The following is a 22,351-nucleotide window of genomic DNA, read 5'->3' as shown; positions in this document are numbered from 1 at the left end:
GACGACTCAGATGCTCACTCAATTCCCCTTATCATAACCGCATATCCTCTCTCTAAAACTTATAATGCTCTTTGCTTAGTCCGTATTTCCTCATCCGCAAATACAGTTTTTTGCGCGGAATTTGCAGATATTCTGCCACTTCATTAATACGCCCTTGATGAATATTTAGGGCTTCGGTAATGATTTGCCGCTCGTACTCTTCAACCCGGCGATCCAACGGTGTCGGTTCCGGCATATGCAACTGCGGATTGGCGGTTTCCGCCAATGGCAGCAACCCAACGGCAAAAAGCTCTGCGGCGTTTGCCAGCTCTCGCACATTGCTTAGCCACACACGACGTCGCATCCCTTTTAGCAATTCCCCGTCGACCTCCGGAATGGGGTGGTTCAGACGCAGACAGGCTTTTTGCAGGTAATGGCGAAATAGCGGCTCAATATCGTCCGGGCGCAGGGATAGCGGCTGGCAGGCGATTTGCGTCATGGCGAAACAGTAATAGAGTTCGGCCACGATCTGGTTTGTTGCCGCCAGCTCCACCAGCGATGTCGTGCCAATACCAATTAACCGAAAAGGGCGCCGCTCCTGGCTTTGCAGGTGAACCAACTGGTGCTGTTGCTCGCGTGTCAAACACTCTATATGACTTAATACCAGTGTCCCTCCTTGCGCTTGTGCCATTAGCTCATCGAGCTGAGCGGTGTTCCCGGTGGTGAGCTCTGCGCGAATAAGCGGCCCCTGGGCGCTACGTCCCAGTTGATGCAGATAACGGGCTCCCGTCATGCGTCCCGTTCCCGGCTCCCCATAAAACCAGACGGCAAGATCCGTTTCCGCAAGTTGCTGCAGGCGTTGACGGTACTGACTTACCCAGTCGCTGTAGCCAACCAACTCAACCTGTAGCTTTTGCTGGCAGTAATGACGACGGGCAATCACAGATTTTCGTTGTTGCAACGCCTCTGCAACCTGCAACAGCAGCTTGCCGGGATCGACCGGCTTTTGCAGAAAATCCCATGCCCCTTTCTTCACCGCATCCACCGCCATCGGCACATCACCATGTCCGGTAATCAGCAGGATCGGCAGCTGGTTATCATCCTGATGAAAAAGAGCCATCAGTTCGATACCGTTGCAGCCGGGCATACACACGTCACTCAGGACGATACCGGGCCAGTCAGCCTGTAGCCAATTTCGGGCATCATAGGGGTTATTGCACGCGCATACCCGATAACCCGCCTGCTCGAGCAACAAGGTGTAAGCATCAAGGACATCGGCATCATCATCAATCAGCAGAACAGAATATTCATCACTCAACATCTTCTACATCCGTCAGGTTGAATTGCAGTACCACGCAGGCATTGCGCCCCAGCGTCGATGCCAGGCGTAGCTCGCCGTTCATCTGCGCCATTAACGAGACACAAATTGATAGCCCAATACCGAGACCCACATCCTTACTGGTGGTAAACGGTTTTAATAGCGACGGTAGCAGTGCGCCAGGCCAGCCGGGACCATTATCGCTGACAAATACACATACCGTACTACCTTCGGCCTGCCAGTGAACGTCAATCTTCGCGGCAATCGGGCAGGCATCCAGCGCATTTGCCAGTATGTTTACCAGAACTTGCTGAATTCTCACCTCATCGCCCGTAACCCACACGCGCTCAACCGGCAGCGAAAGCGTACCCTGCTGCGGTTTATGCCGCATAGACAATAACTCCCAGGCCGCGCTGAAAGTTTGTCGTAAATCGACCGGATGCAGTGGTGCCCCCGGCTCGGCCCGGCGCGCAAACTGTCGCAATGAGCGGATAATGGCATCGATACGGGTAATGAGTCCTTCAGCTTTGGTTAACGTGCTTCTGGCCTGCGCCAACTGCTCTTGTTCAATTGCCCTGCCCGCAGTAAACAGATACATCGACAATGCATTCAGTGGTTGATTGATTTCGTGGGCCAGCGTGGTCATGGTCTGTCCGACCACCGCCAGTTTCGCCGTCTGAATCAATTCGCCCTGGGTCGCTCGCAGATCGGCTTCAATCTCCTTACGCTCTGCCACTTCCTGCTCAAGCTGACTTTTTTGCGTATTGAGCTGACCCAGCGTATGGCGCAGTAACCCCGCAATGCGCCCTAGCTCATCACGGCCATAAACCGGGATCGAAGCATCGGTTCTGCCAAGACCAATTTGCACCACCGCCTGGTTGAGCGCAGTAAAACGCTTCACCAACCGTGAACGGATAAAGTAGTGGTTGAGTCCCCAGGCAAGAAGCAGCGCCAACAGCGTCGCCAGCAGAATAAGCCCGCCGCTAACGCGAACAATCTGCTCCAGTCGCTGGTTAAACATCTGCATTTGCTGATGACTACTTCCTAACTGAGCCTCAAGCAATGTTCGAAAACGACCAAGCGTAGCTTCTCTGGCATGACTGGCATCAACCAGCGCTTTTTGCGCCGCGACATAATCGCGCATCGTATCGGGCATTTTGTTTTTCATCATCCCGATTTCCAGCAATTCGTCGATGGTTTGTCGCAACGTGATAGTACTGGGCCAGTCGTCCAGGGTACGGATATTTTCATCCGCCGTTTTCTTCAGATTTTCCAGATAGCGAATATGATTCTCCACCAGCATGCCGTCGTCGCTACCTGACTTCAGTTCATTCAACCTGTCGCGTAAATCATCGACAATCTGGTTTTCAATTCTTGCCAGCGTGTACACCTGTTGCTGCTCATTCTGCACCTCCCTGGCGCGTTTCAGGTACAACGCCGCGTCGCCATTTTTCGCTTCAATTTGATCCAACAACGTTCCCTGCTGCCAGGTGAAATCCTGCACCAGAGAGTTCAGTTCGGTCGTGAAATCATCATGTAACCAGTCGATTCGCGCGGAAAGTTCGCTGACTTTTTCGCGTACCAGGAACATGTTGTAGAGCACTCTGTCCAGCTCGGTCATCAACGCCCGGCTGTCCTGCAAAATCACCGCCAGCTGTTGCTGCTCCGTGGGTTGCAATCCCCGACTCAGCAGTTCAATTTTGTCCAGATGTTCTATGATCTGATTGCGCAGTTGCAGCCGTACGGTCGTATTGGGGGCAAGCAGGAATTCATTAAGCTGATCGACCACCAGGTTAAGATTCCCTTCAATCAAAAAAGCGGAATGCACGCGCGGGAAATAGTCATCGAGCGAATAGCGGATTTGCGAGCTTTGCTCATGCCAGGAATACAAACTGACACAGCTCACACTTAGCGTCAGTAAAGCTCCTGTCAGAAAAGCCCCCCGCAAACTGCTGCTGATGCTGAGCTGACGAAGACGCTGCAATAGCGAACCGCCTTTCATTGTAGTTCTTCCAGTTTTGATATCGCCAGGCGCTGGTTTTTAAGAAACCAGAGTTGCCATTCCATCATTTGCTGTTCAGCAAAGCTTTTATTATCGAATTGAGCAAGCCAGGCTTCATCTTCGCTGCTCCTGGCGTCGATTGGGACCTGGGTTAACAGCGCTCTGATTTCGGGTAACGGGCGTTTCAGACGGGCTTCCGCGCTGTACAGCGCTCGCCAGGCATCCTTAAGCTGCGCGAGGCGGAAACTGATGGCCGTATCAAACATCCGCTGGACCAGTTGTTGACGTTTCAGGATCAGACGGTAATTAAGCGGTGGCTGTTTCATCAAAATGGCCTGTTGGGCTGCACGCGGGTTATCTGTTGCCAGCGACGTTACCGGATATTTACCGGTATTCGCATCTGCAAGGATCCGCTGCCCTTCCGGGCTCAATAAATAGCGGATAAAACGTTGTGCTTCATTGGCGCGCGGGCTGTTTTTCAGCACGGCTACGTAGGTCGGCGAGACTGCAGAGTGTGGGAAGTAATTAAAGGTCAGATTGGGGTCATTGAGCAGCAGATTGGCATAGTTATCAATAACCGGTCCCGCAACGCCCAATCCGCTCTTAATTTTGTCCGCAACACCAAAGCTGCGTGATGAGATGGTCACCAGGTTCCCGGCACTGGCCAGCAATGTCGCCCAACCTTCTTGCCACCCTTTTTGTTGCAGCAGTGATTCAACCATCAGGTGATTGGTATCGGAGCGCGATGGGCTACTCATCAGCAGAGCATTTTGATATTTAGGATGCGTTAAATCCCCCCAGTCCGTCGGTGCTGGCAGATGTCGCGCCGTCAGTGCTGAACGATTAATCAGCAGACCAAATCCCGAGATCGCCACGGCTACAGACGTCGACCGTATTGACTCAGGCACCAGGCGCTGGCTTTCCGGCAATGCATTATCAAAAGGAGCAAGTTTCTGATGCTCCTGAAGATGCTGCAGTAGCATCGGCGAAGACGTTAAAATCAGGTCAACGTTTTCCGCATTCGCGGTGTCGAGCAATTGCTCCAGAGAAGAACTGGTCCGGTTTAGCGTGCGGATCATCACTGACCCCGGCTCCGTTTGCCAGCGCTGAATAATCCAGGCCGTTGCTCCCGGGGAAAACGTCGTCGCCATAACCAGCTCCTTCCCCTGTGCCAGACAGACCGCCGACAGCGACATAAAACACAGTGACAGCGCCAACAAACTACCCCGACAGAAAAGCCTGTTTGTGATCCTGTTCATAAATACCAACATCTTCGAAAAATAATATTGAGACAAAACTTACCCGTTTATCACGACAGGTGGAAAAGATAAAGCTGCTATCAAAATAACCAGACGGAATGCGATAACAGAGATAAAGAATACCTGAAAATGTCGTTTGAATTTGTTAATACCCGCACATGCTGATGATAAAAATGCTTTAAGAATAATAATCCCGGCCTCGCCATAATTCAAAAGAGTCAAAACCAGTCCCATTTTCAGTAAATTGAGTCAATAGTGACACATTTCTTCAATTTGAATTTCTTAGCCACCTATTTCACTCTTCACTGCGAAAAATCCTGAGATTCACATCAATATAAATTTAGGTGATGATATGTTATCAATATTCAAGACAGGGCCATCGGCAAATAAAGTCCCGGAAGAAAAAATTCAGGAGACTTATGGTCGATACCGCATTCAGGCGTTACTTAGCGTATTTCTTGGCTATCTTGCGTATTATATTGTACGCAATAACTTCACCCTCTCCACCCCGTACCTGAAAGAACATCTGGATCTCAGCGCAACACAGATTGGTTTACTCAGCAGTTGTATGCTAATTGCCTATGGGATCAGTAAAGGCATCATGAGCAGCCTGGCGGACAAAGCCAGCCCGAAAGTCTTTATGGCTTGCGGCCTGATCCTGTGCGCCATTGTCAACGTTGGCTTAGGGTTCAGCACCGGATTCTGGATTTTTGCCGCGCTGGTGGTCTTCAACGGGTTGTTCCAGGGGATGGGCGTCGGTCCCTCGTTTATAACCATCGCCAACTGGTTCCCACGCAAAGAGCGTGGACGCGTTGGTGCATTCTGGAATATCTCACACAACGTCGGTGGCGGTATTGTCGCCCCCATTGTTGGTGCCGCCTTTGCTATTCTCGGCAGCGAACACTGGCAAAGCGCCAGCTATATCGTCCCAGCCTGTGTTGCGGTGCTATTTGCTTTTATTGTTCTGATGTTGGGAAAAGGCTCACCACGCGAAGAAGGCTTGCCTGCTCTGGAACAGATGATGCCGGAAGAAAAAGTCGTGTTAAATGCCAGGCACGTAACCCAGGCACCGGAAAACATGAGCGCCTTTCAAATTTTTTGCACCTACGTGCTGCGTAACAAAAATGCCTGGTATGTTTCATTGGTAGATGTTTTTGTCTATATGGTGCGTTTTGGCATGATCAGTTGGTTACCGATTTATCTGTTAACTGAAAAACATTTCTCGAAAGAACAAATGAGCGTGGCGTTCCTGTTTTTCGAATGGGCCGCAATTCCTTCCACACTGCTGGCAGGCTGGCTGACCGATAAACTGTTTAAAGGTCGTCGCATGCCGTTGGCCATGATTTGTATGGCGCTGATCTTCGTCTGCCTGATCGGTTACTGGAAAAGTGAATCCCTGCTGATGGTCACTATTTTTGCCGCCATCGTCGGGTGCCTGATCTATGTGCCCCAGTTCCTGGCGTCTGTTCAGACCATGGAAATCGTCCCCAGCTTTGCTGTCGGTTCGGCGGTCGGATTACGCGGTTTTATGAGCTACATTTTTGGTGCATCGCTGGGAACCAGTCTGTTTGGTGTCATGGTCGATAAGATGGGATGGCATGGCGGTTTCTATCTGCTGATGGGCGGGATTGTCTGCTGCATTCTGTTCTGCTATCTGTCTCACCGCGGGGCGCTGGAACTCGAGCAACAACGAAAAAATGCCCAACAACAGGACACGGAGCTGCAGCTTGCTGATGCAAGGTAATCGGCTTTAGAGAGAAAAAAGTGCCAGCGATGCTGGCACTTTAGTTTGCTCAGATGGAAGCCAGAAAATCAGTCAATGTAGTACACAATTGCGTTTTCAGTTATGAACCTTCGATTTAATGCTTGTCATCCCCCACCATAAAGCGAATGATCAATCCGCATGCCGGGGCAAGAAAAAGAAATAGTCCCGTTATCATTTCGTTTCCATCAGTCAACCGTATGGTAAAGAAATAAATTAATGCCGTAAGGATAGCCATGCCGAAAAAAGAACTAATTGACGCGGCAGCGCCCATTACCTGCCAAATATAGCAACTGACGCACAGAATACTCAATGCGAGGAAAGTCCAAAAATAGAACATAGCGTTACCTCCTGTCTGCCGTAAAAATCGACGTAAGTCCTTACACTTCCTTGATTTTATAGTCTAAGACAATTCCGACCTGTTCGCAATTCAAGCAACATTTTCGCTACAATAACCGTTCATCTTCTGAACCGAGCATTCCCTGTTGACCTTTATTTAATCGTCATAAAAACAACAAATTATCTATAAGCTTATTCTTGCTTTTTATCGACCATAAAACATTTACGAAACTTGAGGAATTATTTCTGGATGACATTAATCTTCGGGTGTACATTGTGCGTCCGATCATTCATACCCTCGTGGTTTGTCCTGACTCAGTTTTACACTCTTTACAGGAACCATTGTCGCTCATAGTGACCTAACTGTTCAGTGTCAGAGAGTAACGCTGTAGACAAAGAATCTTCGCGATACATTATTTTCGTACCAACAACAGGTGCTTATGTTCCCCCAATGTAAATTTTCGCGCGCGTTTTTGCATCCGCGCTACTGGCTCACATGGTTCGGTGTCGGTGTGCTCTGGTTACTGGTGCAACTCCCTTATCCTGTTTTATGTTTTCTGGGCACCCGTACAGGTACGCTGGCGCGCCCATTTCTAAAGCGCCGGGAATCCATTGCCCATAAAAATCTCGAACTCTGTTTCCCGAACCTGTCACAAAAAGAAAGGAACAAACTGGTCGACGAGAACTTCCGCTCACTCGGTATGGCACTGCTTGAAACCGGTATGGCCTGGTTCTGGCCAGATCGCCGGGTGCGTAAATGGTTTGATGTTGAAGGTCTGGACAACCTGCAACGCGCTCAGGCGCATAACCGTGGCGTAATGGTAGTAGGCGTGCATTTTATGTCGCTGGAACTGGGGGGCCGCGTGATGGGGCTTTGCCAGCCAATGATGGCAACCTACCGCCCGCACAACAACAAATTAATGGAGTGGATACAAACCCGCGGCCGTATGCGCTCGAACAAAGCCATGATCGGCAGAAATAATCTGCGCGGCATTGTCGGTGCCCTGAAAAAAGGGGAAGCCGTATGGTTTGCACCCGATCAGGATTATGGCCGTAAAGGCAGCTCATTTGCTCCCTTCTTTGCCGTCAAAAATGTTGCGACAACCAACGGTACCTACGTGCTGTCACGCTTGTCGGGGGCGAAAATGCTGACCGTCACCATGGTGAGAAAATCTGATAATTCCGGCTACCGTCTGTTTATCACGCCAGAAATGGAAGGTTACCCGGAAGATGAAAACCAGGCCGCGGCCTATATGAACAAAATCATTGAGAAAGAGATCATGCGGGCACCCGAGCAGTATCTCTGGATCCATCGTCGTTTCAAAACCCGCCCGATGGGTGAAGCCTCGCTATATGTCTAAAAAGAAAGGCCGAATGGCCTTTCTTTATTTCTGCGCTTGAATTACTTAACACTCCACTTGTTCTGTAGTTCAGTCATTCGTTCGCTATATTCTCTGGCAAGGCAGGCGGGCTTATCCTGCTCTTTCCAGCATTCATTACGTCCTTTGATCCAACCTCGTTGCTCTGCTTTTAGCGTCGGGTCATTTTTCGATTTAGTCAGCGCCTGCTTGTAGACCCCGTTCAATTTTAAATCCATTGCGGAGAGCGACGGGCTCTGACAGATAATCTCTTCCATACTTCCCTTTTCCACTGCAGAACAGGAGAACGATGGGCCAGCATGAGTCGTTTTTTTCGCCGGAGAGAAATCAACATTATCTTCAGGCTGACAAATCCCATGCTTGCGGTTTGGGCCAGCCCAGGATACGTCCGGGTTTCCGTCATCTTTTCTGGAAATAGAGACGGTATTTTTACCGCTCTTCGCCTCCCAGTAATTGTCATTGAAGGTCTTAATGGTCGCTTTTGTGCCATTAATCCATACATTGCCTTTACCATCACTATTCACACCACCAATACTTGCGCAGCTGAAATTGAACGCTTGCGGTGCAGCCGCCATCGACGTCAATGGCGCAAGAACAAGTGCTAACATCATTAATCTGGTCATTTATAACCTTTTCATTATCAAATTCCGCGAAAAAATTAACCGCATTAACGTCAAGGTGATATGAGAATTTTCTGAGTAACAACTACGTCGCTCAATAGTAATTTATTACCGTCGGAAATTAAACTGTCGCCGAATCACGACACTTGTAAGTTACTAAAATTAAATAAAAAAATGCCTCTTGTTTCACCTCATTTTTAGGCGTACATTAGCGCCGTCTGGAGCATTAAAGCTCAGAATTCTGAGGTGATGCAGCCAAGCAAACGCGGGGTATTCTCCCTTTCGTTTATGCTCGCATCAGCTCTCTGTCAGGTAAGCATATGTTCATTTAGGCGTACTCATCGTATGCGGAGAGATGAAAAGTGAAATATTTCTTTATGGGCATTTCTTTTATGGTCATCGTGTGGGCCGGTACTTTTGCCCTGATGATCTAAATTGAAAGATGCAGCAAAAAAACAGGAGCCATTTGGCTCCTGTTTGCGTATGTAAGGTAAAGGTTTTGCTAGTCGGTGCTATCAGTGGCTGATTTAGGACTGGCCGGCAGTAAACCATCTGCGCGGAACATGGCTTTGATCCCACGGATTGCCTGACGGGTACGGTCACGGTTCTCAATCAGCGCAAAACGCACGTGTGTATCACCATAGTCCCCAAAGCCAATCCCCGGCGAAACACAGACCTTCGCCTCATTCAGCAATTTTTTGGCAAATTCAAGCGACCCCATCGCGGCGTACTGCTCCGGAATTTTCGCCCACACGTACATCGACGCTTTTGGCATTTCAACCATCCAGCCCGCTTCATGCAGCCCCTTGACCAGCACATCGCGACGACGCTTATATTGCTCAGCGATATCCCGTACGCATTGCTGATCACCTTCCAGCGCGGCAATAGCGGCTACCTGCAGCGGTGTAAACGTTCCGTAATCGTGATAGCTCTTAATGCGCGCCAGTGCGTTTACCAGCGTTTTATTGCCAACCATAAAGCCAATGCGCCACCCCGCCATGTTATAGCTTTTCGACAAGGTGAAAAATTCAACGGCAACATCACGGGCACCCGGAACCTGCATAATCGATGGCGCTTTCCAGCCATCGTAGACAATATCGGCATAGGCCAGGTCATGAACCACCAGCACATCGTAGCGTTTAGCCAGTGCGACAACCTTTTCGAAGAACTCCAGCTCGACACACTGCGCCGTCGGGTTGGACGGGAAGCCTAAGATCATCATTTTCGGTTTCGGGTAGCTTTCGCGAATCGCACGCTCCAGTTCATTAAAGAAATCGACCCCTTCCACCAGCGGCACGGAACGCACCTGTGCTCCGGCGATAACGGCACCATAAATATGGATGGGGTAACTGGGATTCGGCACCAGGACCGTGTCGCCGTGATCCAATGTAGCCAACATCAGGTGAGCCAGCCCCTCTTTGGAGCCAATCGTTACAATCGCTTCGGATTCAGGATCGATCGCGACGTCATAGCGTTCCTGATACCAGCGAGAAATCGCCCGACGTAAACGAGGAATACCGCGCGACGTTGAATAACCGTGGGTATCCGGGCGCTGCGCCACGGTACACAGTTTTTCAACAATGTGAGGAGGCGTAGCACCATCCGGGTTCCCCATGCTGAAATCGATAATATCTTCGCCGCGCCGACGCGCAGCCATCTTCAGTTCAGCGGTAATGTTAAAAACGTAAGGGGGAAGACGATCAATACGCGTAAAACGACGTTCAGGGCGGGAATCAGCCATAATATCCTCAGATGTACGTTAGCGCCCGGACCGTCCGAGCGACGCTGCCACGATGGTGGCACGTTTAGAAAATAGCCTGATCAATTTCCTTCTGTCGAGAGGTACAGCAAAATATTTTTTTCGACATAAAAGAGGAACAACGTTTCTAAAACGGGAAATTCATGAATATCCAACCCTCATGAAATTACCAGTTTTTAACATTTTGTTGTTAAATACATTACGTTGAAGTTCGCCTTCTCAGGAGAGATATTGTAAATACAACAATCATGCAACAATCCCCTTTTAATATTGTGGTTTTTCCTCATTAGCCTGTGCTGACAGGGATGCTGGTCATCCTGCCTCAGGTTACCTATCATAGAGGTTTAACCCCTTCGCAAGAGTCACCTGTGCACGAAATATTCAATATGCTGCTGGCGGTCTTTGATCGGGCTGCGCTGATGTTGTTCTGTCTGTTTTTCCTGATTCGTATCCGCCTGTTCCGCGAACTGTTGCACAAGTCAGCTCACTCGGTGAAAGAGCTGCTCGCCGTTACTGCCATTTTCTCCATGTTTGCCCTGTTCAGCACCTGGTCTGGTGTACCGGTAGAAGGTTCACTGGTGAACGTGCGGATCATTGCCGTGATGTCAGGAGGAATTTTGTTCGGCCCATGGGTCGGCATCATTACCGGACTCATCGCGGGTACACACCGTTATCTGATTGATATTGGAGGTGTTACTGCCCTTCCCTGTTTTATTACCAGTATCCTTGCTGGCTGTATTGCGGGTTGGATCAACCGAAAAATCCCTAAGGCACAACACTGGCGCGCCGGTATTTTAGGCGGGATGCTGTGCGAATCATTGACCATGATTCTGGTGGTCGTCTGGGCCCCCACAACCGAACTGGGGCTGGATATCGTCTCGAAAATCGGTATCCCAATGATCCTTGGCAGCGTCTGTATCGGCTTTATTGTCATGCTGGTACAAAGCGTGGAAGGTGAGAAAGAGGCCAGTGCGGCAAAACAGGCTAAACTGGCGCTGGATATCGCCAACAAAACCCTGCCGCTTTTTCGTCAGGTCAATAGCGAGTCGCTACGCCAGGTGTGCGAAATTATTCGCCATGATATTCATGCAGATGCCGTCGCGATCACCAATACCCAGCACGTTCTGGCCTATGTCGGCGTTGGCGAACTGAACTACCGCGACAACGATGATTTCGTTAGCCCGACCACCCAGCAGGCGATAAATTACGGAAAAATCATCATAAAGAACAATGATGAAGCACATCGCACGCCGGAAATACACTCCATGCTGGTAATACCGTTGTGGGAAAAAGGTGTGGTCACTGGCACGCTGAAAATCTACTACTGCCATGCCCACCAGATCACCTCTTCATTACAAGAAATGGCTATCGGTCTGTCACAAATTATCTCGACTCAGCTTGAGGTTTCCCGCGCCGAGCAGCTACGCGAAATGGCAAATAAGGCAGAGTTGCGGGCACTACAAAGTAAAATAAATCCCCATTTTCTGTTTAACGCGCTAAACGCGATCTCATCGTCAGTGCGGCTGAACCCGGACACTGCACGCCAGCTCATTTTTAATTTATCTCGCTATCTTCGCTATAATATTGAATTAAAAGATGATGAGCAGATCGACATCAAGAAAGAGCTGTATCAAATTAAGGATTACATTGCCATTGAGCAGGCCCGTTTTGGCGATAAGTTGACGGTTATTTATGATATTGATGAAGAAGTCAGCTGTTTTATTCCCAGCCTGCTGATTCAGCCATTGGTTGAGAATGCCATCGTCCATGGGATCCAACCCTGCAAAGGGAAAGGTGTGGTCACTATCAGCGTAGCAGAATGTGGTAATCGGGTACGCATTGCCGTCAGAGATACCGGCCATGGTATCGATCCAAAAGTCATTGAACGCGTTGAGTCCAATGAAATGCCGGGCAATAAAATTGGCCTGTTGAATGTGCATCACCGCGTTAAGCTCCTGTACGGTGAAGGGCTACATATCCGCCGTCTTGAACCTGGCACAGAGATTGCCTTTTACGTGCCAAACCAGCACTCACCTGCAGCAGCCCCGGCCACATTATTGCTTTAACCAGGAGTAAAGTTGTGAAAGTCATCATTGTTGAAGATGAATTCCTGGCCCAACAGGAACTTAGCTGGCTGATAAAAGAGCACAGCCAGATGGAAATTGTCGGCACATTTGACGACGGTCTGGATGTGCTAAAATACCTGCAGCACAACCGCGTTGACGCTATTTTTCTGGATATTAACATTCCGTCACTGGATGGTGTGCTGTTGGCACAGAACATCAGTCAGTTTGCGCATAAACCCTTTATCGTGTTTATTACAGCCTGGAAAGAACACGCTGTTGAAGCCTTTGAACTGGAAGCGTTTGACTATATTCTGAAACCGTACCAGGAATCACGAATTGTCGGCATGTTGCAAAAACTGGAGGCAGCCTGGCAACAGCAGCAAACTGGAGCCCCCCTGACCAGCCCGGTGACGCGTGAAAACGATACGATCAACCTGATCAAAGACGAGCGAATTATCGTCACGCCAATCAACGATATTTACTACGCTGAAGCCCATGAAAAGATGACCTTCGTCTACACGCGGCGCGAATCGTATGTCATGCCGATGAACATCACCGAATTTTGCAGCAAACTGCCTGCTTCACATTTTTTCCGCTGCCACCGCTCATTCTGCGTAAACCTGAACAAAATCCGCGAGATCGAACCATGGTTTAACAACACCTATATTTTGCGATTAAAAGATCTGGAATTTGAAATCCCGGTTAGCCGGAGTAAAGTAAAAGAATTCAGACAGTTAATGCATTTATAGTGCGATCAGTCATGACCGTGCGGATCGTTGTAAAATGGCGATCTACTGCCGGTGCTATAAAACATAATAAAGTGAATTTTCAATGAAATACAGACATGCGCTATCCCAGTTATGTTTTCAGATGCTTGAAATGGGTGCGGATCGCCGTACGGTGAAAAACGCCCTCACCTCCCGTCGAATGAAGGCTCGTCAGGCTGTCGTACTGCTGTGCAAGCAAGAGATGGTGCTACTGAGAGCCGGGAAACTACCGATACAAAATACAACAAACACGACATCTCACTGAGAATAACAGGTCGCGAGCTAACGAAACCATTATTACCTCGCGGCCACTTAGTGTGCAGGGCATGCTACAGACTAAACCGAATTAGCTAACAGCAACCTTAATACCGAGGGCAATCAGCAGACCGCCCAGCATTTTATTGATGACTTTCTGCGCCTTTGCCAGGCCAGCGCGAACTGGTGCACTTTGGATAAGGATCACGAGTACCGCTTACTAAATACACTAAAAAGAATTTCTCACGATAAATCGATTCTTATTGCAGCAATCTGGCCTGAATAATGCAATCTTATCCCGATGTATCACTATAAATAAGATGTCCATTCTCATAAAGAGAACAGTATTAAATTTACGCTAACTTAATGATATTTCGACACATTATTCACCAGAGTTGATATTTATACTTTTTCTTATTATTGCGGCAACCTTTTGAGGTTGAGCAGGATATTTAATGTCAACATAATGACATTGGTAATAATTGATAATACAAAAAACAGCCCTCACTCCCAGAGCGTTTCAGTTTTAACCGTCAACGGAATTATTTTCGTTGTTGGCCGGATAAGCGCAAAGCGCTATCCGGCACAAGTCTTACAGAATGTGCCCCAGCGTCTGGCGTAAATGCGCGCCGGAACCAAGCAGACCTGGATTATCATGCACAATAAGATATACCGGAATATCCTGCACATAGGCTTTAAAACGCCCTTTATCCTCAAAACCACCGCGAAAACCCGACGCTTTAAAGAATTCCAGGAAGCGCGGCACTATGCCGCCGGCAATGTACACCCCGCCAAACGTCCCTAGCGTTAATGCCAGATCGCCGCCAAACCGACCCATGATGACGCAAAACAGCGACAGTGCACGACGACAGTCAATACAGGAATCGGCCAGTGCGCGTTCCGTAATATCTTTCGGTTGCAGATTTTCCGGCAGACGTCCGTCGGATTTCACAATCGCGCGATACAGATTTACCAGCCCAGGACCGGACAGCACGCGCTCCGCAGAAACGTGACCAATCTCAGCCCTCAACACTTCCAGGATAATCGCTTCTTCCTCGCTGTTCGGCGCAAAATCTACATGCCCCCCCTCGCCTGGCAGGCTCACCCAGCGTTTATCCACATGTACCAGATGTGCCACGCCAAGACCGGTGCCCGCACCATAGACCGCAATAGGTTTGCCCTCGACAGGCTCAGCGCCGCCAAACTGAATCAAATGCTCTTTTTTCAGCATTGGAATTGCCATTGATACGGCAGTGAAATCATTGATGATTTCCAGATGGCTAAAGCCCAGATTCTTTTTCATCTCAGCAATAGAAAATGCCCAGGTATGGTTGGTCATGGCCACCCAGTCGCCGGTTATTGGGCAGGCAATGGCGATACAACCATCTTTGACGCTAACGCTATACTCATCCAGGTACACGCGCACAACGGCTTCAAGGCTTGGGTAATCCAGCCCGGAATAGGTTTTCGCTTGCGAAATCTCGCCGCTGGCGATATCGCACAGAGCAAGACGCGCATTGGTGCCGCCAACATCACCCACTAAAGCATATTTTGTCATTCTTCCACGGCTCCGCTAAAGTCAGAATAAATCTTTGCCACACTGTAAATTCATGGGGGCATAACAACAACGCCCTGAAGGCTGATGCCCGTGGAATATCGATCCAGGTCACAGAATTACTTTATCGTTTCAGCACCATTTGCAGCGATGCCGTTGGGCAGGCTGTGCAAACTACCTCTATGACTCTGCATTAAGGAATAGAAAATGCTCCATCCGCGAGCCAGAACGATGCTCTTGCTATCAACACCTGCGTTACTGATTGGTGTAGCGTCCAGTCTGGTGCTGATTGCTGTGATGAAAGTGGCTTCCGTTTTACAGCAATTTTTGTGGGAACGTCTGCCCATAAGCATCGGTATTGCCCAAGATTCTCCATTCTGGATTATTGCTATGCTCACGCTTGCCGGGGTCATGGTCGGGCTCATCATCCGCTACAGTCATGGTCATGCTGGCCCTGACCCAGCCTGCGAACCCTTAATCGGTATGCCCGTCTCGACCTCTGCGTTGCCAGGACTGCTGGCGGCCCTGATTATTGGCCTCGCGGGTGGCGTCAGTTTGGGCCCAGAGCACCCCATCATGACCGTTAACATTGCGCTGGCAGTGGCGATAGGTAGCCGCATGTTTCCGCGAATTGCAAAGCTGGACTGGACCATCCTCGCCTCTGCTGGCACCATCGGGGCGCTATTTGGCACCCCAGTTGCCGCTGCGCTGGTCTTTTCGCAAACGCTGAACAGCTCCAACGATGTCCCCCTATGGGACCGTCTGTTCGCACCGTTAATGGCCGCCGCGGCAGGATCACTCACCACCAGCCTGTTCTTTCATCCCCACTTTTCATTGCCCATCGCGCACTATACGCAGATGCATCTGGTCGATATCTTCAGCGGCGCGGTCGTTGCTGCCATTGCTATCGCAGCGGGGATGGTGGCCGTGTGGTGCCTGCCTCGTTTGCACCATCTGATACATCGCCTGAAACACCCGGTGCTGATCCTCGGCGTTGGAGGCTTTATCCTTGGTATTCTGGGTGTTATCGGAGGACCACTGACCCTGTTTAAGGGCCTGGATGAGATGCAGCAAATGGCATTTAGCCAGACGCTGGGAGCCTCAGACTATTTCATGCTGGCGGTGATAAAGCTGGCAGCGCTGGTCGTGGCTGCAGCGAGTGGTTTTCGCGGTGGGCGGATTTTCCCCGCGGTATTCGTTGGCGTCGCGCTGGGGCTGATGCTGCACGCCCATGTCGAAGCCGTTCCTGCCGCGATTACGGTCTCCTGCGCCATTATGGGACTGGTACTGGTCGTCACTCGTGATGCATGGCTGAGTCTGTTTATGGCGGCAGTGGTGGTGCCGGACACCACCCTACTACCGCTGTTGTGCATCGTTATGCTTCCTGCCTGGCTGCTATTAGCCGGAAAACCAATGATGATTGCTGACCGTCCCGATAAGTAGCTACCCCCCGTTACGGGATTCCAGCGCACGGGTCACCGTGCGCAAGAGTTCAGGAAGGTCAGCTTTCGGCAACACCACTTCTATCAACGAGAGGCGTTGCGGTTTTACCAGACGAGCCAGAACCTCTTCCAGTTGGACAGCCTGCTTCACGCGCCAGCATTCCGCCTGGCATTCACGACTTAGCGCCTGTGGCACCAGCGTCCAGCTCCATCCGGCGATATCATTGTATCGTTGGTTCGCACCATGAATGGCACGTTCCACGGTATAACCGTCATTATTGAGCAGTAAAATAACAGGAGTTTGCCCGTCTCTAAGCATGGTACCCAATTCCTGAATGGTGAGCTGTGCCGCGCCATCGCCAATAATCAGGATCACCCTACGGTGCGGGAAGGCCGTTTGCGCCCCGAAAGCAGCAGGCAAAGCGTAACCGATTGACCCCCACAGCGGCTGGACCAGTACCTCCGCCCCAGCAGGAAGCGACAGCGCAGCTGCGCCAAATGCTGCGGTCCCCTGATCGACAAGAATAATGTCGTCGGGGGCCAGATACTGCTGCACCGTATGCCAGAAATTCCCCTGCGTCAGAGGGCCTTTCTCAACCTGCAGACGCCCGGCACAAGGACGTTCAGGCGGAAGCGAAAACGACATTTCCAGGCACAGTTCCCGTAGCGTAGTGACCGCCTGTTCCATAGGGATGTTAAACCAGCTCCCTCCAACCCGCGACGCATGAGGTTGAACCTCAATAGTTCGCTCGAGAGGTAAGTTTTGCGTAAACCCGGCAGTCAGCGTGTCAACAAACTGGGTACCGACGCAAATAATCGTATCGGCATCTTCTATCGCCTGGCGCACATAATCACTGCTGGCCCCCGCACTGTATGTGCCAACAAACGCCGGATGTCGCTCGTCAAACAATCCTTTGCCCATCAACAGCGTGGCATGAGCCATCGGCGTTTCTGTCATCCAGCGTTGTAAAACGGGCTGCAAGCCAAAGCGTAGCGCGAGAAAATCGGCTAATAGTGACACTCGCGAACTGTCCAGCAACTGCTCACGCGCATGATAGCGAAATGCAGCAGCGACACTTCTTTCCGGCTCGCTTAAGGGAACAATAAGTATGTCACTCGGTGGTGTAGCAGGTTGTTTCGCAACATCAGCAGGTAGCATCAGGTAACCTGGTCGTCTTTCGGTTAACATCGCCTGCAGCACACGGTCAATTTCATAGCAGGCATTTTGTTCATCCAGCACAGCACTGGCTACCGTCACTGACTGTTGCATACGGTAGAAATGCTGAAAGTCACCGTCGCCAAGGGTGTGATGCATTAACTCGCCACGACGCTGAGCGCTGCGACATGGGGCCCCGACAATATGCAGGACAGGAACGTATTCCGCGTAACTTCCTGCAATGCCATTAATTGCGCTTAATTCGCCCACACCAAAAGTGGTAAGCAGCGCGCCCGCTCCGACTACCCGGGCGTAGCCATCCGCGGCATACGCCGCATTCAATTCATTCGCACACCCGACCCAACGCACACTTGAGTGGTCAATAACGTGGTCAAGAAACTGCAAATTGTAATCGCCCGGCACACCAAACAGATGGTCAATGCCACAGCCTGCCAGCCTGTCCAGCAGATAATCAGCAATGGAATACGGGGTTTGCATGACAGCTATCCTTCTGACGGTAACCTCATGTTGAGTATCGAAGAACTGTGATGACTGTCCAGGAATGTCGCCGTGAAGGGGGTGGAAAGCAGGATGTACAGTTTTGGCGAATAAAATTGCCTTGAAGAATCGATTGTGTAACCGTATACACTGAAAGACACATATGTTCTGGAAGGAGGCGACATGGTTTATCAGGCTAACGAAAATCGCTATCACACAATGGAATACCGCCGCTGCGGTCAGAGCGGGCTCAAACTGCCGATTGTCTCCCTGGGTCTGTGGCACAATTTTGGTGATACCACTCAAGTCGAAAACAGCCGGACCTTGTTACAGCACGCCTTCGATCTGGGGATCAGCCATTTTGATCTGGCGAATAACTACGGTCCGCCGCCGGGGTCGGCTGAACGAAACTTCGGTCGTATCCTGCAGGAAGATTTTTTATCGTACCGGGATGAACTGATAATCTCGACCAAAGCGGGCTATACCATGTGGGAAGGTCCCTACGGTGACTGGGGGTCGCGCAAGTACCTTATTGCCAGCCTCGATCAAAGCCTGAAACGTATGGGGCTGGAGTATGTTGATATCTTCTATCATCACCGCCCCGATCCCCAAACACCGCTCAGAGAAACCATGAAAGCGCTGGATCATATTGTGCGTCAGGGGAAAGCGTTGTACGTAGGACTCTCTAACTATCCGACGGATCTCGCCAGACAGGCGATCGAAATACTCGATGATTTAGGGACGCCATGTCTCATCCACCAACCGAAATATTCTATGTTTGAGCGCGAGGTTGAGGGGGGACTGCTGTCACTCTTACAGGAGAAAGGTGTTGGCAGTATCGCCTTTTCCCCGCTGGCTGGCGGGCAATTAACTGACCGCTATCTGAACGGTATTCCGGCGGATTCCCGGGCAGCGAGTGCCAGTCGTTTTCTCAACCCAGACCAGATCACCCCACAAAAACTGGAAAAAGTCCGTGCCCTGAATGCGCTGGCCGGGCGCCGGGGACAAAAACTGTCTCAGATGGCGTTAGCCTGGGTTCTTCGCGATGATAAAGTGACATCAGTACTGATTGGCGCCAGCAAACCTGCGCAAATTGAAGATGCCGTTGGCATGCTGGCAAACCGTCATTTCTCTCCCGAAGAGTGTGCGGAGATCGACACCATCCTGGGTTGATGGAAATAAAGACACATTTATTAACAAAAAGTGCTCTCTCAGATCATTTAAGAGTTAAGGCGATGAAACGGGGCTTTACTGCCCCGTAATATTGCGTTAACAGGCCGGCTACGGCTCGATCGTGAAGGAGAGAAAGAATGTTCAGATCATTGATTCTGGCGGCAGTCTTATTGGCTTTTGCACCGCTGGCCGCAAACGCTGGCGAAATCACCCTGCTGCCGTCAATTAAATTACAAATTGGCGATCGCGATAACTACGGCAACTACTGGGACGGTGGGCGCTGGCGTGACCGGGATTACTGGCACCATAATTATGAATGGCGTAAAAATCGTTGGTGGCGTCATGACAACGGCTATCATCGCGGCTGGGATAAGCGCAAAGCTTATGAGCGTGGCTATCGTGAAGGCTGGAACGATCGCGATGACCATCGCGGGCGTGGACGTGGCCACGGGCACCGCCATTAATGTAAAAAAACCCCATCATACGGGGAGTACTGTTCACACAAATCATCGAGTTACCCAGGGCCTGTATCTATGCATAGGCCCTTTTTGCATCACGCTTTGTCAATCGCCAGATGACGAGCGTTCACATCCGCTCTCCCCTGTTTTCCCGTAAATTTCCTGTTCATTTCACAAATTCGCAAAATCGGAAAAAAAAATTCCGATTTATCGTGTTTTTTTTGAACTTTGCGCGATAAATATTAACATTAATTTAATATTATAAAACCTGGGGTGAGCGCTAATGAAAAAACAAGAACGACAAAAGGCCATTCGGGTTAAGTTAGTCACCGATAAAAAGGTTTATGTTAGTGAATTAGCAAAGGAATTATCTGTCACAACTCGCACGATCCGTAATGACTTAAATGAATTAAGTCAGAATAGCCTTTTCTCGTTATTTCATGGTGGTGCGCAATTAAAAAGCGCATCTGATGAATCATTATTTGAACAGTCTTTCACCAACACCATATTGAATGGGTTCAAAAGCCACAGAGAAGAAATTGTATCGGTTTCTACTCACGCCAAACAAAATAGCTATATAGATGATAGCATTTACATACTTGGTTCATTTAATATAGATATTGTTTCTGAAACGACGACATTTCCTCAGATTGGCCAGACCATCCGAGCCTCTGCCACCCGTTTTTATGCCGGAGGAAAAGGCACAAACCAGGCGGTTGCCGCAGCTAAAATCAATAACAATGTTCATCTCACCGTTAAGTTAGGAGCCGATGAATTTTCAAAAAAAGCCAAAAGATATTTAACCAACACTGAAATTTCTTCTTTTTCTTTTTTTGAAAATGAAATGTCATCCACGGGCATTGCAATGGTATGGGTTTCAGGTGCCACGGGTGACAATATGATCAGTATCGATCTTGGGGCCAATGAAACATTTACCCAGGAAGATATTCTATTGGATATTGATACCATCCGTAATTGCAAAGTTTTTTTAACCCAACTGGAGAACAATTTCCCGATCACGCGTTTCGCTATCATGCAGGCAAAACTGGGAAAATCGCTGGTTGTCCTGAACCCGGCGCCTTATGTTTCAGAGATCAAAGAAATATTGCATTTAATTGACATTATTACGCCAAACAGAATTGAAGCTGAAGCGTTATCTGGTATCAACATTATTGATATCTATTCGGCCAAAAATGCCGCCAGGAGCATTTATGTGCAAGGCGCAAAATGCGTCATTATCACGTTAGGTAGCGACGGTTGTCTGATCTTTGATGGCACAGTTTTCACGCATATTCCTGCCTATAAATCAGCCGTGGTCGATACCAGTGGAGCAGGCGATGCCTTTACCGGGGCACTGGCTGCATGCATTGCAAACGGTAAAGGACTCATCAATGCAGCGCAGTACGCTTCTGCGTTTGCATCGTTGAAAGTTGAACGTAAAGGTGCATCAAACATGCCCAACAATTCACTCGTTTATCATCGTATGCAGTAGCTGTTTAGAGCATCATTCAGCCCCCTACACCTATAGGATAATCTCATGAAAAATAAAATGTTTTATCGTGTTATCGGTGCCACAGTCGGTTTAGCGCTTTCCGCCACTTTCACCGCTCCCACTTTTGCCGCCGATACTCAGACGCATAAACCTAAAGTCGCGCTGGTGATGAAGTCACTGGCAAATGAGTTTTTCCTGACCATGGAAACCGGAGCAAAAGAGTATCAGAAAAAAAATGCCGACAAGTTTGATTTGATTTCTAACGGCATCAAAAACGAAACGGATACGGCAAATCAAATCCAGATCGTTGAACAAATGATTGTCTCAAAAGCCGATGCGATTATCATTGCGCCATCAGACTCGAAAGCCCTTGTACCGGTCATTAAGAAGGCAATTGATGCAGGTATTATTGTCATCAACATTGATAACAAATTTGATGACGGTGTACTTAAAGATAAAAACCTGAATATTCCTTTTGTTGGCCCGGATAACCAAAAAGGTGCAAAAGAAATTGGCGATTATTTAGCGAAGCATCTTAAGGCCGGCGATCAGGTTGGCATTATTGAAGGCATCCCTACCTCCAGCAACTCTCAGCAACGTACTCTGGGCTTCCAAAATGCAATGGCGCAGGGTGGCATGAAAGTCGTCTCTGTTCAATCTGGCCAGTGGGAGATTAACAACGCCAATGCGGTCGCGGCAGCAATGTTAAGTGAGTATCCTGATATCAAAGCACTGTTAGCCGATAACGATAATATGGCATTAGGTGCCGTTTCCGCCATCCGCTCTGCCGGCAAAAAAGGACAGGTTCTGGTTGTCGGCTATGACAATATCGAAGCAATTAAGCCTATGTTAAATGACGGTCGTGTTTTAGCAACTGCGGACCAATTTGCCTCTCAACAAGCTGTATTTGGTATTGATGCTGCCCTTGATGCCTTAAAAAATGGCAAAAAACAGAGTGAGCTCTCCAGCAACGTAGAAACCCCAATAAAACTGATCGTCAAACAATAAGCGGATAACAGTGCGCCGCTGTGGTACTGGCATCAGTTGAGTATCAGAGCGGCTTACCGGATAA

Annotated in this window: 18 protein-coding genes and 1 pseudogene; 10 read left to right on the top strand and 9 right to left on the bottom strand. The window is 49.4% G+C overall.

Going from position 1 to position 22,351, the window contains the following annotated elements:
• Nucleotides 1-52: 52 nt before the first annotated feature.
• Genes pgtA through pgtC form a run of 3 tightly spaced genes read right to left on the bottom strand, consistent with a single transcriptional unit; the run spans nt 53 to nt 4,495 of the window.
• Nucleotides 53-1,300, bottom strand: coding sequence for a two-component system response regulator PgtA (gene pgtA, locus OGX95_RS07520; protein WP_286628997.1), 1,248 nt, complete (start codon nt 1,298-1,300; stop codon nt 53-55).
• The gene (pgtB, locus tag OGX95_RS07515; RefSeq protein ID WP_286628996.1) at nt 1,290-3,299 is read right to left on the bottom strand and encodes a two-component system sensor histidine kinase PgtB; all 2,010 of its coding nucleotides are present in this window, start codon (nt 3,297-3,299) and stop codon (nt 1,290-1,292) included. Before pgtB ends, pgtA begins: the two co-directional genes overlap by 11 nt.
• Nucleotides 3,296-4,495 carry a phosphoglycerate transport regulator PgtC gene (gene pgtC, locus OGX95_RS07510; protein ID WP_286629308.1) on the bottom strand — a complete coding sequence of 400 codons (1,200 nt, stop codon included), beginning with the start codon at nt 4,493-4,495 and terminating at the stop codon, nt 3,296-3,298. Before pgtC ends, pgtB begins: the two co-directional genes overlap by 4 nt.
• A gap of 415 nt (nt 4,496-4,910) precedes the next feature.
• Between pgtC and pgtP the strand changes: the two genes are divergently transcribed.
• A complete protein-coding gene (pgtP, locus tag OGX95_RS07505) occupies nt 4,911-6,302 on the top strand; it encodes a phosphoglycerate transporter PgtP (RefSeq protein ID WP_040231431.1) in 1,392 nt (463 codons plus the stop codon).
• Nucleotides 6,303-6,417: 115 nt separating this feature from the next.
• Here the strand turns inward: pgtP and OGX95_RS07500 are convergent, their stop codons facing one another.
• Complete coding sequence (locus tag OGX95_RS07500) at nt 6,418-6,660, bottom strand: YfdY family protein (protein WP_286628995.1); 243 nt, start codon at nt 6,658-6,660, stop codon at nt 6,418-6,420.
• A gap of 439 nt (nt 6,661-7,099) precedes the next feature.
• On the opposite strand from OGX95_RS07500, the gene lpxP reads away from it, so the two are divergent.
• A complete protein-coding gene (gene lpxP / locus OGX95_RS07495) occupies nt 7,100-8,020 on the top strand; it encodes a kdo(2)-lipid IV(A) palmitoleoyltransferase (RefSeq protein ID WP_286628994.1) in 921 nt (306 codons plus the stop codon).
• Nucleotides 8,021-8,061: 41 nt separating this feature from the next.
• On the opposite strand, the gene OGX95_RS07490 is transcribed toward lpxP, so the two are convergent.
• Complete coding sequence (locus tag OGX95_RS07490; RefSeq protein WP_286628993.1) at nt 8,062-8,649, bottom strand: lysozyme inhibitor LprI family protein; 588 nt, start codon at nt 8,647-8,649, stop codon at nt 8,062-8,064.
• A 371-nt stretch (nt 8,650-9,020) separates the two neighbouring features.
• On the opposite strand from OGX95_RS07490, the gene ypdK reads away from it, so the two are divergent.
• Nucleotides 9,021-9,092: a membrane protein YpdK gene (ypdK, locus tag OGX95_RS07485; protein WP_010723117.1), complete on the top strand. Its 72-nt coding sequence runs from the start codon at nt 9,021-9,023 to the stop codon at nt 9,090-9,092.
• Nucleotides 9,093-9,160: 68 nt separating this feature from the next.
• On the opposite strand, the gene alaC is transcribed toward ypdK, so the two are convergent.
• Nucleotides 9,161-10,399 carry an alanine transaminase gene (gene alaC, locus OGX95_RS07480; RefSeq protein ID WP_286628992.1) on the bottom strand — a complete coding sequence of 413 codons (1,239 nt, stop codon included), beginning with the start codon at nt 10,397-10,399 and terminating at the stop codon, nt 9,161-9,163.
• 386 nt (nt 10,400-10,785) lie between these two features.
• Here alaC and OGX95_RS07475 point away from each other — a divergent pair, with 386 nt between their 5' ends.
• Together OGX95_RS07475 and ypdB are read left to right on the top strand one after the other, a co-directional pair.
• Nucleotides 10,786-12,483, top strand: coding sequence for a sensor histidine kinase (locus OGX95_RS07475; RefSeq protein ID WP_137384256.1), 1,698 nt, complete (start codon nt 10,786-10,788; stop codon nt 12,481-12,483).
• 14 nt (nt 12,484-12,497) lie between these two features.
• The gene (ypdB, locus tag OGX95_RS07470; protein WP_286628991.1) at nt 12,498-13,232 is read left to right on the top strand and encodes a two-component system response regulator YpdB; all 735 of its coding nucleotides are present in this window, start codon (nt 12,498-12,500) and stop codon (nt 13,230-13,232) included.
• 364 nt (nt 13,233-13,596) lie between these two features.
• On the opposite strand, the pseudogene OGX95_RS07465 reads toward ypdB, so the two are convergent.
• Both OGX95_RS07465 and glk read right to left on the bottom strand, forming a co-directional pair.
• Nucleotides 13,597-13,719, bottom strand: a pseudogene (locus OGX95_RS07465) (LysE family translocator); the annotation flags it as partial.
• Between the two features lie 378 nt (nt 13,720-14,097).
• Nucleotides 14,098-15,063: a glucokinase gene (gene glk, locus OGX95_RS07460; protein ID WP_286628990.1), complete on the bottom strand. Its 966-nt coding sequence runs from the start codon at nt 15,061-15,063 to the stop codon at nt 14,098-14,100.
• 204 nt (nt 15,064-15,267) lie between these two features.
• Here glk and OGX95_RS07455 point away from each other — a divergent pair, with 204 nt between their 5' ends.
• Nucleotides 15,268-16,503, top strand: coding sequence for an ion channel protein (locus tag OGX95_RS07455; protein ID WP_286628989.1), 1,236 nt, complete (start codon nt 15,268-15,270; stop codon nt 16,501-16,503).
• Here OGX95_RS07455 and OGX95_RS07450 read toward each other — a convergent pair whose 3' ends face one another.
• The gene (locus tag OGX95_RS07450) at nt 16,504-18,156 is read right to left on the bottom strand and encodes an alpha-keto acid decarboxylase family protein (protein ID WP_286628988.1); all 1,653 of its coding nucleotides are present in this window, start codon (nt 18,154-18,156) and stop codon (nt 16,504-16,506) included.
• Nucleotides 18,157-18,339: 183 nt separating this feature from the next.
• Here OGX95_RS07450 and mgrA point away from each other — a divergent pair, with 183 nt between their 5' ends.
• From mgrA to OGX95_RS07430, 4 genes are all read left to right on the top strand, one after another.
• On the top strand, nt 18,340-19,329 hold the full coding sequence (mgrA, locus tag OGX95_RS07445; RefSeq protein ID WP_286628987.1) for an L-glyceraldehyde 3-phosphate reductase: 990 nt from the start codon (nt 18,340-18,342) through the stop codon (nt 19,327-19,329).
• A gap of 137 nt (nt 19,330-19,466) precedes the next feature.
• Nucleotides 19,467-19,793, top strand: a complete 327-nt coding sequence (gene ypeC / locus OGX95_RS07440; protein ID WP_005122377.1) for a DUF2502 domain-containing protein YpeC — start codon at nt 19,467-19,469, stop codon at nt 19,791-19,793.
• Nucleotides 19,794-20,070: 277 nt separating this feature from the next.
• Complete coding sequence (locus tag OGX95_RS07435; protein WP_286628986.1) at nt 20,071-21,279, top strand: PfkB family carbohydrate kinase; 1,209 nt, start codon at nt 20,071-20,073, stop codon at nt 21,277-21,279.
• A gap of 45 nt (nt 21,280-21,324) precedes the next feature.
• Nucleotides 21,325-22,287 (top strand): sugar ABC transporter substrate-binding protein, encoded by a 963-nt coding sequence (locus OGX95_RS07430; RefSeq protein WP_286628985.1) that lies wholly within the window; start codon nt 21,325-21,327, stop codon nt 22,285-22,287.
• Nucleotides 22,288-22,351 lie beyond the last annotated feature (64 nt).

This window comes from Citrobacter sp. Cu233, assembly GCF_030332225.1.
In the GTDB taxonomy this organism is placed as follows: domain Bacteria; phylum Pseudomonadota; class Gammaproteobacteria; order Enterobacterales; family Enterobacteriaceae; genus Citrobacter.
This window is presented reverse-complemented; position numbering and strand designations above follow the sequence as displayed.

What these genes read in the sequence shown, in the direction of transcription:
- OGX95_RS07435 (WP_286628986.1), top strand. Translation starts at nt 20,071, where the DNA reads ATGAAAAAACAAGAACGACAAAAGGCCATTCGGGTTAAGTTAGTCACC.
- OGX95_RS07455 (WP_286628989.1), top strand. Translation starts at nt 15,268, where the DNA reads ATGCTCCATCCGCGAGCCAGAACGATGCTCTTGCTATCAACACCTGCG.
- glk (WP_286628990.1), bottom strand. Translation starts at nt 15,063, where the DNA reads ATGACAAAATATGCTTTAGTGGGTGATGTTGGCGGCACCAATGCGCGT.
- pgtP (WP_040231431.1), top strand. Translation starts at nt 4,911, where the DNA reads ATGTTATCAATATTCAAGACAGGGCCATCGGCAAATAAAGTCCCGGAA.
- ypeC (WP_005122377.1), top strand. Translation starts at nt 19,467, where the DNA reads ATGTTCAGATCATTGATTCTGGCGGCAGTCTTATTGGCTTTTGCACCG.
- pgtA (WP_286628997.1), bottom strand. Translation starts at nt 1,300, where the DNA reads ATGTTGAGTGATGAATATTCTGTTCTGCTGATTGATGATGATGCCGAT.
- pgtB (WP_286628996.1), bottom strand. Translation starts at nt 3,299, where the DNA reads ATGAAAGGCGGTTCGCTATTGCAGCGTCTTCGTCAGCTCAGCATCAGC.
- OGX95_RS07490 (WP_286628993.1), bottom strand. Translation starts at nt 8,649, where the DNA reads ATGATGTTAGCACTTGTTCTTGCGCCATTGACGTCGATGGCGGCTGCA.
- mgrA (WP_286628987.1), top strand. Translation starts at nt 18,340, where the DNA reads ATGGTTTATCAGGCTAACGAAAATCGCTATCACACAATGGAATACCGC.
- alaC (WP_286628992.1), bottom strand. Translation starts at nt 10,399, where the DNA reads ATGGCTGATTCCCGCCCTGAACGTCGTTTTACGCGTATTGATCGTCTT.
- OGX95_RS07430 (WP_286628985.1), top strand. Translation starts at nt 21,325, where the DNA reads ATGAAAAATAAAATGTTTTATCGTGTTATCGGTGCCACAGTCGGTTTA.
- OGX95_RS07500 (WP_286628995.1), bottom strand. Translation starts at nt 6,660, where the DNA reads ATGTTCTATTTTTGGACTTTCCTCGCATTGAGTATTCTGTGCGTCAGT.
- OGX95_RS07450 (WP_286628988.1), bottom strand. Translation starts at nt 18,156, where the DNA reads ATGCAAACCCCGTATTCCATTGCTGATTATCTGCTGGACAGGCTGGCA.
- pgtC (WP_286629308.1), bottom strand. Translation starts at nt 4,495, where the DNA reads ATGTCGCTGTCGGCGGTCTGTCTGGCACAGGGGAAGGAGCTGGTTATG.
- lpxP (WP_286628994.1), top strand. Translation starts at nt 7,100, where the DNA reads ATGTTCCCCCAATGTAAATTTTCGCGCGCGTTTTTGCATCCGCGCTAC.